Here is a 16875-nt window from a genome sequence, read left to right as displayed (position 1 = left end):
AAGAGGGGATGTCGATGAACGAACTGCGGACGATCCGCGCCAAGAGCGGGACCAACCAGGAAGGCACCAGCGCCCATAACCGGCGCGTCATCATCGAGGCCATCCGGCTGAACGGGCCGCTGTCGCGCGCCGATCTCGCCCGCGCCACGCGGCTGACCAAGCAGACCATTTCCAACCTTGTCGAAAACCTCGAGGTGGACGGTCTCGTCGCCTCGGAGGAGGTGGTGCGCGGCGGGCGGGGCCAGCCCTCGACCCCCTACCGCCTCGTGCCGGAGGGCGCCTTCGCGCTCGGCGTGCAGATCGACCGGCACCTGACACGTCTCGTCGCCGTCGACCTGATGGGACAGGAGGTCGCCCGCGCGGTGGCCAACCTTCCGCCGGGCGGGCCGGTGGAGGGCTGCAAGCTGATCCTTCGCCTCATTGAGGCCATGCGCGCCGACCTCACGCGGCGCATTCCTGAATCGGCGCACCGGCTGGCCGGGCTGGGCCTTGCGATGCCCGGGCCTTTCGGCCTCGCGCCCTCCGACGACGAGACCTGGATGATGGCCGAGTGGCAGGCCTTTCCGCTCGTCGAAACGCTGGCCGCCGGCACGGGGCTGGCCACCAGCCTGCAGAACGACGCGACCGCCTGCGCGGCGGCGGAGCGCATGAACGGTTCGGCCGACGGCCTCGACCACGCCGTGTGCATCTATTTCGGCTACGGCATCGGCGCCGGCCTCATCCTCGGCGGGGAACTTTATACCGGCAGCAACCGCAATGCCGGGGAGATCGGCATGGTGCTGTTCTCGCGCGGCGGCACACCGTCTCCGCTGGAGCACCGTTCGTCGCTCGCCTCGCTGTTCCAGCATCTCGGCCTCGATTCGGCGACCACGGAAGCCTATGCCGAGGTCGAGCGGCGAACGCTTGCGGACGATCCGCGCATCCTCGCCTGGCTGGCGGATGCGGCGGCAGACATGCGCCAGGCCGTGCACATGGTCGAGACCATCTTCGACCCGCAGACCGTCATCCTCTCCGGCAGCGCGCCGGAGCCGCTGGCCAAGCGGCTGTTCGACGCGATGTTCCCGCTCATCCCCTCCAATGCCGACCGGCCCGGCCGCACGCTGCCGCGCCTGCAGCTCGGCATGATCGGTCCCTGGGCCGTCGCGCTGGGCGCGGCGGCCGAGCCGATCCGCCGCGCCTTCGACCCGCGCTTTTCCGCGATCCTGAAAACGGCCTCCTGAAGCCTGCCTGTTTCGCAGGCATTTTCCGGCCGCGCCGCGGCCAAAACGGCTGCATCTGCAGTTTATTTGCACGAGCGTACCGGAATCGCCGAATCAGACCTTCCCTGCGCTCCGGCAAAACCCTACTGGGATATCACTCGCGCAACCCGCGAGCTTCCCCGCGTCATTGGGAGCCAACCGTGGCGCTCGCTGCCCCGCTTCGTGCGGGGCCTCTTTTTTTCAGCTACCGAAAAATCCGCCCGCTCAGGGGTGATGCAGCACGCTCATCCCGCCATCCACCGTCAGGCAGGTGGCGTTCATGAAGGGGCATTCGTCCGAGATCATGAAGAGCGCGGCCTTGGCGATCTCCTCCGGCGAGGCGATGCGCCCGCTGGGATGCAGCGCCATCGTCTCCGCCTCGGCGGCGACCGGATCGGGAAAGCTGTTCCAGTATTCCACGGCCTTCTGCGTGCGCACATAGCCGGGCGCCAGCGCGTTCACGCGCACGCCCCTCCCCGCATATTCGAGGCCGAGCGCCTTGGTCATGCCGAGCAGCGCATGTTTGGCGACGGGATAGGGAAAGGTGTGCGGGATGATGGTGAAGGCATGGGTCGAGGCGATATTGAGGATCACCCCGCCGCCCTCTTCGATCATGCCCGGCAGCACGGCCTTGCTGCAGTTCCACGCGCCCTTGAGGTTGATGTCGAAGCAGCGCTGCCAGTCGGCATCCGAAAGCGTCAGCGGCTCGAAGAAGACGTTGACGCCGGCATTGTTGACGAGCGCGTTCGGCCGGCCGATCTCGGCCGCCGCTGCGGCAACCGCCCGCGCGATGGCGTCGGCATCGGTGATATCGGCCGCGGCATGGCCGACCCGGCCGCCGCCGGTACGAAGCCGCCCGGCTTCGGCGGCGAGCAGGCCGCCGTCCCGGTCGATGAGGAAGAGGCTCGCCCCTTCGGCAAGGAAGCACTCGGCCATGGCAAGGCCGATGCCCTGCGCCGCGCCGGTGACGACGATCCGTTTTCCGTCAAGGCGTCCGCCCATCGCCGCTCTCCTCACCACTCTGCCACGCTGCCGTCTTCATGGCGCCAGACGGGGTTGCGCCAGCGGTGGCCCTCCTTTGCCCGCTCGATGACGTATTGCTCGTCCACCTCCACCCCGAGGCCCGGTCCCTGCGGGATCGACACGAAGCCGTCGGCATAGTGGAACACCGCCTTGTTGGAGATGTAGTCGAGGATGTCGTTGCCCGTGTTGTAGTGGATGCCGAGGCTCTGCTCCTGGATGAAGGCATTGTGCGACACCGCGTCCACCTGCAGGCAGGCCGCAAGCGCGATCGGACCCAGCGGGCAATGCGGCGCCAGCGCCACGTCATAGGCCTCCGCCATCGCCGCGATCTTGCGGCATTCCGTGATGCCGCCCGCATGCGAAAGGTCCGGCTGGAGAATGTCGACATAACCGTCCGACAGCACCGACTTGAAGTCCCAGCGCGAATAGAGCCGCTCGCCGAGCGCGATCGGCGTCGCGCAATGGTTGGCGATCTCCTTCAACGCCTCGCGGTTCTCCGACAGCACCGGCTCCTCGATGAACATCAGGTTGTAGGGCTGGAGCTCCTTCGCCAGGACCTTGGCCATCGGCCGGTGCACGCGGCCGTGGAAGTCGACGCCGATGCCGACATGCGGGCCGATCGCCTCGCGGATGACGGCGACGGTCTCCACCGCCTTCTCCACCTTGTCCCAGCTGTCGACGATCTGCATCTCCTCGCAGCCGTTGAGCTTGATCGCCTTGAAGCCGCGGGAAACGACTTCGCGGGCATTGTTGGCGACGTCGGAGGGCCGGTCGCCGCCGATCCAGGAATAGACCTTGATCCTGTCGCGCACCTGGCCGCCGAGCAGGGCATGGACGGGCTGGCCATAGGCCTTGCCCTTGATGTCCCAGAGCGCCTGGTCGATGCCGGCGAGCGCCGACATGTGCACGGCGCCGCCGCGATAGAAGCCGGCGCGGTACATAACCTGCCAATGATCCTCGATGAGCAGCGGATCCTTGCCGACGAGATAGTCCGCAAGCTCGTGCACGGCCGCCTCCACCGTCAGCGCACGGCCCTCCACCACCGGCTCGCCCCAGCCGACGATGCCCTCGTCCGTCTCAACCTTCAGAAACAGCCAGCGCGGCGGAACAATATAGGTCGTGAGCTTCGTGATCTTCATGGGACACTCGTCTGGGAACAGGAAAGGGAATGAGGTCAGGCGCCGGCCGGCGCCGGATGGTTCTTGACGGCGATGGCAAGATCGCGCGCGGCAAGATCGAGCATGCGGTGCGAACATTCGCGCGCCGCCGCCTTGTCGCGCATGCGCAGCGCGTCCACGAGGCGCTTGTGGATTTCCAGCGCCTCGTCCCGGGCATCCGCGGCTTCGGCGGAGGCATGCAGCGAGAATTCGAGCGCCGCCTGGATGATGCTGGCGAGCTGCATGAAGACCTGGTTGTGGCTGGCCTTCAGCAGGGCGGCATGGAAGGCGAAGTCCGCCTGCGAGAAGGTATCGAGATCGCTCTCCGCGTCGCGCATGCGCTCCCAGGCCCGCTCGATTTCCGCCACGTCCTGCACGGTCGCGCGCTCGGCGGCGAATTCGGCGGCAAAGGGCTCGATGGCGCGGCGCGCATCGAGCACGCAGGTGAGAAGATCGAACTCGAAGATGCGCGGGCCGATCCATTCCAGCACCTGCTGGTCGAGGATGTTCCACTCCTCCTTGGGGCAGACGAGCGTGCCCACCCGGGAGCGCCCGCGCACCAGACCCTTGGATTCGAGGATCTTCAGCGATTCGCGGATGACGGTGCGGCTGACGCCGTAGCGCAGGCACAGCTCGTTTTCCGTCGGCAGGAAACCGCCGATAGGGAAGACGTCGGCGCAGATATCCGAGGCGATCGCCCGCGTGACGTTCTTCTGTACCCGGGGGCGCCGTACGCCGCCCTCGCCCTCGCCATCGACCACGCCCGCGCGCCCGTCCTGTTCCTGCACGATCATTCTCCACCCATTCCGTCCGCGATGCATAGCCCGTTTCGCGCCCGATGGCGACGGCCCGCTTCGCATCGTCCCGATGCTACTATCATACACTGATATTTCATTCATCATACAAAGACAATTGACGGATATGATGAAAGACACTACACCAAGCCACACTGCAGGCGCAGTTAACTTGGGAGAGAGACATGGGCTTTATCAAAGCAGCCATCCTGGCTGGCACCGTCGCCGTATTCGCCGCAACCTCCGCCTTTGCCGCCGACGTGAAGATCGGCTTCATCGTGAAGCAGCCGGAAGAGCCGTGGTTCCAGGACGAATGGAAGTTCGCCGACGTCGCCGCCAAGGAAAAGGGCTTCACCCTCGTCAAGATCGGCGCCGAGGACGGCGAGAAGGTCCAGTCGGCCATCGACAATCTCGGCGCGCAGGGCGCCCAGGGCTTCATCATCTGCACGCCGGACGTGAAGCTCGGCCCGGGCATCGTCGCAAAGGCGGCCGCCAACGACCTCAAGCTGATGACCGTCGACGACCGCCTGGTCAACGCCGATGGCAGCCCGATCGAAGACGTGCCGCATATGGGCATCTCGGCCACCAAGATCGGCGAGGCCGTCGGCGAGACCATCGTCGCGGAAATCAAGAAGCGCGGCTGGGACATGAAGGACGTCGGCGCGATCCGCGTGTCCTACGACCAGCTGCCGACCGCCGTCGACCGCGTCGAAGGCGCGCTCTCCGTGCTGAAGGCCGCCGGCTTCCCGGAAGCCAACATCTTCGACGCCCCGCAGGCCAAGACCGATACGGAAGCGGCGCTCAACGCCTCCACCGTCGTGCTCAACAAGAATGCCGGCATCAAGCACTGGGTCGCCGTCGGCCTCAATGACGAAGCCGTGCTCGGCGCGGTGCGCGCCACCGAAAGCGTCGGCATTGCCGCCGACAGCGTGATCGGCGTCGGCATCGGCGGTGCGGATTCGGCGATCAACGAGTTCAACAAGCCCGCGGCAACCGGCTTCTTCGGCACCGTGATCATCTCGCCGAAGCGCCATGGCTACGAGACCGCGCTCAACATGTTCGAGTGGGTCGCCAACGGCAAGGAACCGGAAAAGCTCATCCTGACGGCCGGCCAGGTCGCCCTGCGCGACAATTACGAGCAGGTACGCAAGGACCTCGGCATCGAATAATCATCCTCCCAGGATGACGTCAGCCCGGCGGCGCAGTTGAAGGCTTTGGGCCGCCGGGCCTTCTTTCGGGGTGGAGAGATGCAGGACTTTCTTCAATTCAACGCGATATCCAAGGGATATCCCGGCGTGCAGGCGCTGGCCGACGTTTCCTTCTGCGTGAAGAAGGGCGCCGTGCACGGCCTGATGGGTGAAAACGGCGCCGGCAAGTCGACCCTCATCCGCGTGCTCTCGGGCGACCAGTCCGCCGACACCGGCGAGATCCTGATCGACCGCAAGGCGCAGCACTATCGCTCGGTGCGCGACGCCTTCGAGGCGGGCGTCATCGTCATCCACCAGGAACTGCAGCTCGTGCCCGAGCTGACGGTCACCGAGAACCTTTGGCTCGGCCGCTTCCCCGGCAAGGCCGGCATCATCGACCGCACGCGTCTCGTCGGCGTGGTGAAGCAAAAGCTTGACGATATCGGCATCGACATTGATCCGGCCGCCAAGGTCGCCTCGCTGTCGATCGGCGAGCGCCAGATGGTCGAGATCGCCAAGGCCGTGATGGCCGATGCGCGCGTCATCGCGCTCGACGAACCGACCTCCTCGCTCTCCTCGCGCGAAAGCGAGATTCTTTTCGCGCTGATCGATCGCCTGCGCGCCGAAGGCAAGATCATCCTCTACGTCTCGCACCGCCTCGACGAGATTTTTCGCCTGTGCGACAGCCTCACCGTATTGCGCGACGGCAAGCTAGCCGCCCACCATCCTGACATATCCAAGGTGACGCGCGACCAGATCATTTCCGAAATGGTCGGTCGCGAGATCGCCAATATCTGGGGTTTCCGCCCCCGCGAGCGCGGCGCCGTGCGGCTGGAGGTGAAGGACCTCGCCGGCCGCAAGCTGCGCACGCCGATCAGCTTTTCGGTGCGCCAGGGCGAAATCCTCGGCTTCTTCGGCCTCATCGGCGCCGGCCGCAGCGAGATGGCGCGCCTCGTCTATGGCGCGGACAGCCGCTCGCAGGGCACGGTGAGCGTCGACGGCAAGGCCGTCGCCCCGGACAGCCCGCCGCAATCGATCCGGTCCGGCATCGTGCTCTGCCCGGAGGACCGCAAGTTCGACGGCATCGTGCAAGGCCGCAACATCGAGGAGAACATGGCGATCTCCTCGCGCCGGCATTTCTCCCCCTTCGGCATCCTCCAGCCGAAGAAGGAGGCCGAGCTTGCCGACCGCTTCATCGCCAGGCTGCGCGTGCGCACGCCCTCCCGCAAGCAGGAGATCGTCAACCTTTCCGGCGGCAACCAGCAGAAGGTCATTCTCGGCCGCTGGCTGTCCGAGCAGGGCGTCAAGGTCCTCATCATCGACGAGCCGACGCGCGGCATCGATGTCGGCGCCAAGTCGGAAATCTACGAGATCCTCTATGAACTCGCCGGACAGGGCATGGCGATCGTCGTCATCTCCAGCGAACTGCCCGAGGTGATGGGCATCACCGACCGCATCATGGTCATGTGCGAGGGCCGCGTCGCCGCGGATATCGAGCGGGCCGATTTCGACGAGCGCCGCATCCTCGCCGCCGCCCTTCCCGACGTTCCCAACCAGCAGGTCAAGTCCCGATGACGTCCTTGAAAAAACTCCTCCTCGGCGAACAGGGTCTGGTCGTCATCTTCGCCGTCGCCTTCGCCATCGTGGCCCTGACGGTGCCCAACTTCCTGACCGAGCGCAACATGCTCGGCCTCCTGCAGTCGGTCGTCACCATCGGCATCGTCGCCTGCACGATGATGTTCTGCCTCGCCTCGCGTGACTTCGACCTGTCGGTCGGCTCCACCGTCGCCTTTTCCGGCATGGTCGCCGTCATGGCGTCCAACGCCTCGGGCTCTATCCTCGTCGGCCTCATCGCGGCGCTGATCTGCGGCGGCGGCGTCGGCCTCGTCAACGGCGTGGTGATCGCCCGCTTCCGCATCAACGCGCTGATCACGACGCTCGCCACCATGCAGATCGTGCGCGGCTTCGCGCTGATCGCCTCGGACGGCCGCGCCGTCGGCATCAACGACCCGGGCTTCTACCAGCTCGCCTTGTCGAAATTCCTTGGCATCCCGACGCCGATCTGGGTCATGGCCGTCTTCTTCATCATCTTCGGCTTCGTGCTGAACCGCACCGTCTTCGGCAAGAACACGCTGGCGATCGGCGGCAATCCGGAAGCCTCGCGCCTTGCCGGCGTCAACGTCTCCAACATGCGCATCTGGATCTTCGCGCTGCAAGGCCTCGTCTGCGCCGTCGCCGGCGTGCTGCTGGCCTCGCGCATCACCTCCGGCCAGCCGAATGCCGCGACGGGCCTCGAACTCTCGGTCATCTCGGCCTGCGTGCTCGGCGGCGTGTCGCTGGCCGGCGGGCGGGCGGCGATGACGGGCGTCATCGTCGGGGTGCTGATCATGGGCATTGCGGAGAACGTCATGAACCTCCTCAACATCCAGGCCTTCTACCAATATGTCGTGCGCGGCCTGATCCTGCTGCTCGCCGTGCTGCTCGACAACCTGCGCTCGGCCGCCGCCGGCCGGCGCGCCTAGTCCGGGCAGGCCGCCGCCCGGGCGATTCGCGCCCCGGAGGGCGGCTTTGCGAACCGCAAACAGGCAAAACATCCGATCGAATGTTCTGCCGGACCGGCTTTGCCTGCCGACACGCCACATGGCCGTGCGAAAGACCCTGTTTTGGGCAGAGGAGATATTGACTTTGCCCGGCTTGTCGCTTTCCATGCAGACTTGCTAATTTCGGGTGGACACGGCCATGACCAGGTTCGTAGTAGCAAAGTGGACTTCCCTCGCGGCTCTCCTGTCGGCGGCTGTGTTACTGAGTGGCTGCGAGACGAGTTCAGGCAAGCCCACGGTCTGTACTGTCAAGGGCAAGCAAGTGCCCTGCAAGGTCGCCAAGAAGACGCAGATCGATACGTCGAGCGCCACGCGCGGCGCCAGGAACAGGAACTATTGATCCTATCCCTGGATGCGGGACAGATCCGGTCTTCGGCCCGGTCCTCCGCTGCCGGAAGTCGCTATGCCGAGGCGGTCCTGCGGGTCGCCGGGGACATCCATGCCTCTCCCCTGCTTGAACTGGAGCGGGAAGACGGACGCGACGTCATCCTTCCGACAAGCCGCAAGCTGTTCGACCGCATCGCGACGCTGGCCGTTGCCGATTGCCTGGTCGGCGGCAGTGCCTTTCGCCGGCGGGCGATCCGCGAGCTTCTGAACGCCGCCGCCTTTGCCGATTGGAACCCCCCGCATTTCCTCGACACCGCCGAGATGACGACCGGCATGGCGCTCGGCCTTTGCTGGACCCGCCCGCTGCTCATCCGCACGGAGCACGACACGATCGCCGCGGCGATCATCGAAAAGGGGCTTTCCCCCGGCCTTGCCGCCGCCGCGGCCGGCGTGCCCTGGATGACGGCCAACAACAACTGGAACATCGTCTGCTGCACCGGTATGATCGCCGGCGCCGCCGCGATGGCCGGCACCGGCCATCCTCTCGCGCGCGACGCCCTGGCCTGTTTTATACCCGCGCTGCGGCACGGGCTTTCCGCCTTCGGCGCCGATGGCGGTTATGACGAGGGCCCGGACTACTGGGAATATGCCGTCCGCTACGCGGTGTTCGCCCACGCCCTTCTCGAGGATATAGGGCCTGGGTCGGAGGTGCCCGCCGCGCTCGCGCGCACCTGGCGATACGGCCGCGACCTCACCGGCCCGAGCGGCCGCGTGTTCAATTTCGGCGATGCGACGGAACGGCCGCGCCGCGCGCCCGTGCTCGGCTGGCTCGCCGGCCGCGCGGGCGAGGCAGCGGCCATGGCCTGGCAGCACGCCGCGCCCGGCGACCCGCACCCTTTCGACCTCCTGTGGTGCGCGCTGGAGACGGAGCCGCCGACGCCCGACGACGCACCGTCCGCCTATGAGCCGGCAGGCCTTGCCGTGCTGCGCGCGGGCACGACCTGGCTGGTGCTGAAGGGCGGGCGCAACGACGTCAACCACGCCCATCTCGACCTCGGCACCTTCGTGCTGGAAATGGCCGGCCGGCGTTTCGTCAGCGAGCTCGGCCGGGAAAACTACGCCCTCCCGGGCTATTTCGAGCCCGGGAGGCGGTTCGGCTACTTCCGCACACAGGCCGCGGCCCACAGCACCCTGCTTATCGATGGCGCGCCGCAATCGACCGCAGCCCTTGCGAGGCTCCTCGGCACGGGACGGGAAGGCGACCGCCGTTTTGCCGCTTATGCGGTCAGCGATGACGGATGGCCGGTCGGCTGGCGCCGGGGTGCCGTTCTGGAGGGCACCGACACGGTCTTCATCGTCGACGAGTTTGGAGAGGAGGACACTGCCACCCCGGCGAGCACCTGGCAGCTCTTCACCGAAGCCGCGGCGGCGCTCGACGGCCCCGGCGCCCTCCTCACCCTCGACGGCGCGGCGGTGACGGCGGAGATCCTGGCGCCGGACGGCCTCGCCTGGTCGTTCGAGCCCGCCCCCTCCCCCGACGGAGAAAGCAGCAACGCCGCCTTCGGCCGGCTGTTCTTCTGCGTGCCCGCGGCCGCCGGAACGCAATCCGTCATCGTCCGGTTCGCCGCCGGCCGGCCTTCGCGATGGCGCCCCGCCGCCATCGCCGACTGGCCGCTCGACGCCTGATCCCTCGCCTCCCGCATTTTCCGCCCGCCCCTTCGTTGACAGTCCCCGATCCCGGCAATAGCCTTGATCCAAAGGCGCTTTCAGGCCCGCCCGGGGGATCGAGAGGGGAGGCGAAATGGGGATTTTCGGCTGGTTGCCGCAACGCGGCCCTAAGCCCGCCGCACCGGACGATGCGCCGGAGCAAACCCTCGCCATCTACGCCTCGCAACCCGCGCTTACCACGATCATCGTCACGCTCATCGGCATCGAGGCAGAGCAGATCGACGAGATCATCGACGTGACCGCCCGCCGCTTCGGCAAGAAGCACAGGATCGTCTATCTCACCGACAGCCTCGACTTCATGCGGTTCCGCGACAGGAACGCCATCTTCGAATACCTGCCCTCCGCCCTCGAGCAGAAGCTGCATGCCGCCGAGATCTCCTGGAACGCCTATCTCGCCAAGCGCTGGCGCCTCCTCGTGTCGAAATGGCAGCCGGTGCATGTCATCGGCTACGGCCAGAACATCGACGTCTTCCTTGCCGCAGCGCCCCCGATGACGGCGCGGACCGATCGATGAGCACGGCCCTCGACGTCCTCTTCGTCGCGGATGTGCGCTTCGAGGGAGGAACCTCGACGGCGCTCGCCGTGGAAATCCGCACGGCGGCGCGGGCGGGCCTGCGCACGGGGCTGCTCGCCATCAAGGGGCCGCTGCTCGGCCTGCCCTTCCCCATGCATCCGGACCTGCGGCGCCTGATCGACGAGGGACTGACCGAGCGCATCGACCCCGACATGCGCCTTCATGCCCGCCTCGTGCTGATCCACCATCCGACGATCATCGAGAACCGCCCGACGCGCCCGCTGTCGATCACCGCCGACAGGCTGCTGGTCGTGCTGCACCACCCGATGTATGACGGATACGGCCGCCGGCAATACGATCTCGACCGCGTCGTCGCCCATGCCTGCGACGCCTTCGGCAGCGACGTGTTCCTGGCGCCGGTCAGCACCGTCGTGCGCGACAGCCTTCCACGCCGCCTGCCGCCCTATGCGCACATGCTGGAAGAGGACTGGGGCAATCTCATCGACCTCGACGACTGGGCGGCCAAACCGGCCCGCCAGCCCGCCTATCCCGTCGTCATCGGGCGGCATTCACGCCCCGACCCGCTGAAATGGCCGACCGCCGAGGAGGTGCTGCTCGCCTATCCGGCAGACGGCGCGCGGTTTCGCGTGCGCGCGCTCGGCGCCGATGCCTTCCTTGCGGAAAAATACGGCACGATCCCGCCCAACTGGGAGCTGGTGCCCTTCACCTGGGACGATGTCCCGGCCTTCCTCGGCACGCTCGATTTCTACGTCTATTTCCACGATCCGGCCTGGTCGGAGGCCTTCGGGCGGACGATCCTCGAAGCGCTCGCGACCGGCCTCGTCGTCATCCTGCCCCCGCATTTCGCGCTGCTGTTCGGCAGGGCCGCGGTCTATGGCGAGCCGGCCGATGTCGAGCGCCTCATCGACGGCTTCGTAAGCGACCCGGAGCGCTACCGGTCACAAAGCGAACAGGCCCGCCGCTTCGTCGAGAACAACCACGACGCGGCGATCTACGCCGATCGCCTCGCCCGCATCATGGCGGCACCGGACGAGGCTGCACCCCAGGGCGGCGGGCTTTTCCCCGCCCTGCCGCAACGCAACGTGCTCTTCGCCTCCAGCAACGGCATCGGCGTCGGGCACCTCGCCCAGCAGCTCGCCATCGCGCAGCGGCTGCCGCCAGGCCTGACGCCGGTCTTCGCCACCATGTCCTATTCCATGAAGGCCGCCGTGCAGCAGGGCTACCAGGCGCATTTCCTGCCGCACCACCGCATCCTCGACGCCGATCCCGAGGACTGGAACAACTGCCTTGCCGAGGAGCTGTTCGAGCTCATCGCCCATCTGCGCCCCGCGGTCTTCGCCTATGATGCGACGGCGGTCTTCGAGGGTGTCACCCGGGCGCTCGGCGCGTTTCCCGATATCTTCAAAATCTGGGTGCGCCGGCCGCTCTGGCGGGAATGCCACCGGGTGTTCCTCGACTTCTCTGACCGCTTCGATGCGGTGATCGAGCCCGGCGAATTGGCGGAGACCTTCGACCATGGCCCGACGGCGGCCTGCCGCAAGGAAACCTTCCTTGTGCCGCCGGTCCTGCATCTCGATCCGGCCGAGCGCATGGCGCGCGAAAGCGCGCGCGCCGCCCTCGACCTGCCCGAGGGCATGACCGTCGTCGCCTTCCAGCTCGGCTCGGGCGCCAATTTCGACATGCGGGAGGTGCGCGGCGCGCTGCTTGCCGAAGTGCTGCGCCGCCCCGACACGATCGCGCTCGAAATCCGCTCGCCGATCACGCCCGAGGCCGCCGGCCTCGAAAGGCTGGGCGAGCGGCACCGGGTCGTCGAGCTCTTCCCGAGCTTCCGCTTCAGCAACGCCTTCGACGCGGCGATCACGGCGGCGGGCTACAACACGTTCCACGAACAGGTGCTCGGCGCGATCCCGACGCTGTTCGTGCCCAACGAGGCCGACGAGATGGACCTGCAGGCGAGCCGCGCCCGCTGGGCGGAACTCACCGGCCGCGGCTGGCTGATGCGCCGCGACTACGACCTCGGCTTCGTCGCGGCCCATGTGGAGCGCCTGCTGGACCCCGTCGAGCGGGAGAGCGTCGTGCGCCGCTGCCGGTCGATCGCCTGGACCAATGGCGCGCGGGACATTGCCCGCTATGTCGAGGACCATGCCCGCATCGTCCGGACCGACTGGGACATCACCAAACTCGGCAGCCTGTGAGGACGACGGTGGCCCGGCCAACCTGCAACATCTGCGGCAGTTCGGTCTTCGGGGATACCTATGGCGAGAAGGACAGCGCCTTCCTGCGCCAGAACGTGCGCTGCGAGGGGTGCGGCTCGCTGGAGCGTCACCGGCTGATCTTCGAGGTGCTGCGCCTGCGGGGCCTCCTGTCGGGAAACCGCCGCATCCTGCACCTCGCCCCCGAGGAATGCCTCGCCACCCTTTTCCGAAGCCGCTTCGGCAGCCGCTATCTCGGCGCAGACATCGACCCGGGCCAGTTCCCCTTCGCCGTCGCCCGCCTCGATCTCTGCCGCGATCTTCCGACCCTCGCGCCGGCCTCCTTCGACATCGTCCTGCACAACCATGTGCTCGAACATGTCGCCTGCGACTACCGCGCCGTCGCCGCCGGTCTCCACCGGCTGGTGAAGCCCGGCGGCCTGCACATCTTCAGCATCCCTTTCCTCGAAGGCGGCTTCCGCGAGGCGCTGGACGAACACACCGGCACCGAGCGGACGGCGCGCTTCGGCCAGGCGGATCACATGCGCATCTTCTCGCCGGGGGATCTCGCCGCCACGCTCGGCTCGGTCCTGCCGCTGCCGGCGGACTATGACGCGACCCGCCTCGTTCCGGCAGAGCGGCTCCTGGCCATCAACGTGCCGGAAGCGGCCTGGCGCGGCTTCAACAACAATGCCGTCTTCCTCATCGAAAGTCAGGGGGACGGGCAGGCCCTGGAGGCCCCGACCCCGGCAGTGCAACCTGCAAGCCCCGTCCCCCGTCCCCCTCGCCCCGACGGCGTGCTGTTCGTCTCGGCAAACGGCATCGGCCAGGGCCACCTCACGCGCCAGCTCGCCGTCGCGCGCCGGCTGAAGCACCGCCCATCCGCCTTCCTGACCATGAGCTACAGTGCCGCCATCGTGCGCGATCTCGGCTTTCCCGTGCATTTCGTGCCGCACCACGGCCTGACGGGCGAGGAACCCGCCGCCTGGAACGACCGTCTCGCCGCGGAAATCGGCCTGCTGCTCGAAGCCTATCACGCGACCACCCTCGTCTACGACGTCAACTTCGTCTTCGACGGGGTGATCAAGGCCCTTGGCGAGCATAGCGGCGTGCAGGCCGTCTGGATCCGGCGCGGCATGTGGCCGGCCCACCATGCCGGCTATATCGGCGCCGGGGCACATTTCCCCATCGTCATCGAGCCGGGCGACTATGCCGGCGAATGCGACGGCGGGCCGACCGTGGCAGACCGGGCGAAGACCCGGCTGGTGCCGCCGATGCTGCTGATCGACCCGTCCGAGCGGCTGGAACGCGCGGCGGCCCGGCAGGCGCTCGGCCTGCCGCAGGAGGCGACCGTCATCCTCCTCGACCTTTCCCGCTCCGCCAATCCAGACCTCGCGCGCCTTCACGCCCGCCTGCTGGACGATCTTCTCGCCCGGCCGGACCTGCATGTGGTGGAGCTGCAGTCGCCGCTGACCGGAAGCGCCACCCCTCGCCATCCCGCCCGGCACCACCGGGTCACGCTCCACCCGGCCTATGCCGCAAGCCTCGCCTGGGACGCGGCGATCGTGCGCGCGAGCTACAACACTTTTCACGAGACCATCGCCGGCGGCATCCCGACCCTTTTCGTGCCGGACGAAAGCCCGGACATGGACCGGCAGGTCGACCGGGCGCGTTGGGCACAGGCGCACGGCGCCGCCCTCTTGCACCGGGTCGAAGACGGTGAGACGCAGCGCGCCGCCGCCCTCGACCGTTTGCTCCGCCCCGACATCCGCGCGGGCCTTACCGCCGCATGTGCCGCCATCGCCGGCGCCGATGGCGGCTGGCGGAACGGCGCGGAAACGCTGGCACGCATGCTGGAAGGCAGTTTTGACGAAGGCCGCGCAGAATAACACCGGGCTATATCCCGTCTTGTCCAGGATCGGGCCGCGGGACTATGCTAGCGTCCCGCCGGGATCTTCATGGGGTGGCGATGCTCATGCAAAGATTGTTTCTCTTTCTCGCGCTTCTTCTGTCGATGACAGCCGCGGCGCTTGCCGCCGGCAACAATCGCGTCGCGCTGGTGATCGGCAACGGCAAATATGCCGACCTGCCGCACCTGCCCAATGCGCAGAGCGATGCGAAGCTGATGGAGAAGGCGCTCTCCGCGGCAGGCTTCAAGATCGTCTCGGTCATCGACGGCGACCGCCAGCAGATGGTCCGCGCGATGAAGAGCCTGGCCGAGGCACTGACGCCGGACACCAATGTCGTCGTCTATTATGCCGGCCACGGCATCCAGTTCGCCGACGAGAACTACCTGATCCCGACGGACAGCCAGCTCACCTCCTCCTCCGACCTGCCGCTCGAAGCCTTCAGCCTGAAGATGATCACCGAGCAGATCGAGCGTGCGCGCCCGCGCATCGCCGTGTTCATCGTCGATGCCTGCCGCAACAACCCCCTGGAAACGAACCGTTCGGCCGGTGCGGCGGCCAATGACGGCGCCTCGCGCGGCCTTGCGCGCGCCACCGGCCCGCTCGGCACCTTCATCGCCTTCGCCACCGCGCCGGGAAAGGTCGCGACGGACGGCACGAAGGGCAACAGCCCCTTCACGCGGGCGCTTGCCGACTTCATCACCGCGCCGGGTCTGCCCATCGAGCAGGTCTTCAAGCGGGTGCGCGAGCGGGTGGTCGAGGAGACCGGCGGCGAGCAGGTGCCGTGGGACAATTCCTCGCTGACCAAGGACTTCTTCTTCACCGACGCCCTGCCGGAAGTGCCGAAATTCTCCGCGGAAGCGACGAAGGACGCGGAAGCCTGGCAGGCCGCCTCGGATGGCGACACGACCGAAAGCTACCGGTCCTACCTTGCTTCCTTCCCGCAGGGCCTCTTCGCCGACATCGCCGAAATGCGCGTCGAGGCGCTGGCCGAGGCGAACAGGCCGAAGGAGGAGAAGGAACAGGAGGTGGCGGCCCTGCCGGTCGACCGCAGCATCAATGCCGCCGAGGACCTCCTGATGTGGAACGGCATCCAGGCGAACGGCACCGCCGACCAGTATCGCGGCTATCTCGAAAAATTCCCCGAGGGCGTCTTCGCCAAGCTTGCCCGGTTGCGGCTCGAAGATGCGACGAAGGGCTCCGACGAGACCGTGCCGGCGATCTCCGGCCGCGTGACGGCGAACTACGAGGAATTCGCCCAGAGCCCGCTCTACCCCGAGATCACCGATTGCGACCGCGAGGCCGGCCATGTGCAGGAGATCGCCGACCCCGCGGTCGGCGTCTATTTCAAGCAGATCAGGCCGGAGACCGCGGTCCCGGCCTGCATGACGGCGCTGAAGCAGTTTCCCGACAGCCTGCGCATCCTGATGAACTACGGCCGCGCCATCGATGCCGCCGGCCGGCATGACGAGGCGCGGGAAATCTACCGCACCGGCGCCAGCGCCGGCTTTCCGATCGCCTACCGCTCGCTGGGCGACGTCTATCGCGACGGCCGCGGCATCGAGAAGAACCTGACGGAAGCCCGATACTGGTATGTGCTGGGAGCGGCGAAGAAGAACGTCTTTGCCGAGTTCAACCTCGCCCTGATCTACGAGAACGGCCTCGGCGTGACGGCCGATCCGCAGAAGGCGGCCTACTGGCTCTGGCGCGCGGCCAAGCAGGGATTCGCGCCGGCCATGGAGAAGCTTTCGGCCTATTACCTCGAAGGCAAGGCCGTGCCGAAGGACGTCGCCCAGGCGGAGATCCTGCTGACGGGCGCGGCCGAGATGGGCCATATCTATGCCGAGCTCCGGCTCGGCGACCTCTATCTCGACGGCAGCGCCCTGAAGAAGGACCCCGCCGCGGGCGCGCAGTGGATATCGAAGGCCGCCCGGCAGGGCTACAACGAGGCGCAGTTCCGGCTTGCCACGCTCTATCTCGACGGTATCGGCCTCAAGAAGGATGCCGGGCAGGCGCTCAACTGGTTCACGCTGGCAAAGGCCAACGGCGTCGAGCGGGCGGGCGAGATGGTGGCGACGCTCGGCGAAAAGCTCGGCGGCAAGGCCGTCAGGAACGCTGAAAAATTCGCTGCCGACTTCCAGCCCATCGCCGTCAAATAGGCGCCGGGCCAAGCGGGGCGGGACAGGA

General features: G+C 67.3%; 12 protein-coding genes. 9 read left to right on the top strand and 3 right to left on the bottom strand.

Going from position 1 to position 16875, the window contains the following annotated elements:
- Window positions 1–14 precede the first annotated feature (14 nt).
- Window positions 15–1220, top strand: coding sequence for an ROK family transcriptional regulator (locus WMC41_RS24420; protein ID WP_244766545.1), 1206 nt, complete (start codon window positions 15–17; stop codon window positions 1218–1220).
- Between the two features lie 243 nt (window positions 1221–1463).
- Here WMC41_RS24420 and WMC41_RS24415 read toward each other — a convergent pair whose 3' ends face one another.
- From WMC41_RS24415 to WMC41_RS24405, 3 genes are read right to left on the bottom strand one after another with little or no spacing between them, the layout of a single operon-like run.
- Entirely contained in the window at window positions 1464–2240 is a 777-nt protein-coding gene (locus WMC41_RS24415) for an SDR family oxidoreductase (protein WP_432348484.1), read from the bottom strand.
- Between the two features lie 11 nt (window positions 2241–2251).
- On the bottom strand, window positions 2252–3400 hold the full coding sequence (gene dgoD / locus WMC41_RS24410) for a galactonate dehydratase (protein ID WP_244768269.1): 1149 nt from the start codon (window positions 3398–3400) through the stop codon (window positions 2252–2254).
- Window positions 3401–3435: 35 nt separating this feature from the next.
- Complete coding sequence (locus WMC41_RS24405) at window positions 3436–4206, bottom strand: FadR/GntR family transcriptional regulator (RefSeq protein WP_432348483.1); 771 nt, start codon at window positions 4204–4206, stop codon at window positions 3436–3438.
- Window positions 4207–4397: 191 nt separating this feature from the next.
- Here WMC41_RS24405 and WMC41_RS24400 point away from each other — a divergent pair, with 191 nt between their 5' ends.
- The 8 genes from WMC41_RS24400 to WMC41_RS24365 all read left to right on the top strand — a co-directional run bounded on the left by WMC41_RS24400 (window position 4398) and on the right by WMC41_RS24365 (window position 16847).
- A complete protein-coding gene (locus tag WMC41_RS24400) occupies window positions 4398–5381 on the top strand; it encodes an arabinose ABC transporter substrate-binding protein (protein ID WP_432348482.1) in 984 nt (327 codons plus the stop codon).
- A 78-nt stretch (window positions 5382–5459) separates the two neighbouring features.
- Window positions 5460–6974: an L-arabinose ABC transporter ATP-binding protein AraG gene (gene araG, locus WMC41_RS24395; RefSeq protein WP_432348480.1), complete on the top strand. Its 1515-nt coding sequence runs from the start codon at window positions 5460–5462 to the stop codon at window positions 6972–6974.
- Window positions 6971–7921, top strand: coding sequence for an L-arabinose ABC transporter permease AraH (gene araH, locus WMC41_RS24390; protein WP_432348478.1), 951 nt, complete (start codon window positions 6971–6973; stop codon window positions 7919–7921). The genes araG and araH overlap by 4 nt, the downstream gene beginning before the upstream one ends.
- 414 nt (window positions 7922–8335) lie before the next feature.
- Window positions 8336–10012 carry a heparinase II/III domain-containing protein gene (locus WMC41_RS24385; protein WP_432348476.1) on the top strand — a complete coding sequence of 559 codons (1677 nt, stop codon included), beginning with the start codon at window positions 8336–8338 and terminating at the stop codon, window positions 10010–10012.
- A 115-nt stretch (window positions 10013–10127) separates the two neighbouring features.
- Window positions 10128–10568: a hypothetical protein gene (locus tag WMC41_RS24380; RefSeq protein WP_432348474.1), complete on the top strand. Its 441-nt coding sequence runs from the start codon at window positions 10128–10130 to the stop codon at window positions 10566–10568.
- Window positions 10565–12784 (top strand): glycosyltransferase, encoded by a 2220-nt coding sequence (locus tag WMC41_RS24375; protein WP_432348472.1) that lies wholly within the window; start codon window positions 10565–10567, stop codon window positions 12782–12784. Before WMC41_RS24380 ends, WMC41_RS24375 begins: the two co-directional genes overlap by 4 nt.
- Window positions 12785–12792: 8 nt before the next feature.
- Window positions 12793–14670: a methyltransferase domain-containing protein gene (locus WMC41_RS24370; protein WP_432348470.1), complete on the top strand. Its 1878-nt coding sequence runs from the start codon at window positions 12793–12795 to the stop codon at window positions 14668–14670.
- Between the two features lie 86 nt (window positions 14671–14756).
- Window positions 14757–16847 carry a caspase family protein gene (locus WMC41_RS24365; RefSeq protein WP_432348468.1) on the top strand — a complete coding sequence of 697 codons (2091 nt, stop codon included), beginning with the start codon at window positions 14757–14759 and terminating at the stop codon, window positions 16845–16847.
- Window positions 16848–16875 lie beyond the last annotated feature (28 nt).

Source organism: Shinella yambaruensis (genome assembly GCF_050859155.1).
Lineage (GTDB): Bacteria > Pseudomonadota > Alphaproteobacteria > Rhizobiales > Rhizobiaceae > Shinella > Shinella yambaruensis.
The sequence above is the reverse complement of the archived record's forward strand: the minus strand, read 5'-3'. Positions and strand labels throughout refer to the sequence as shown.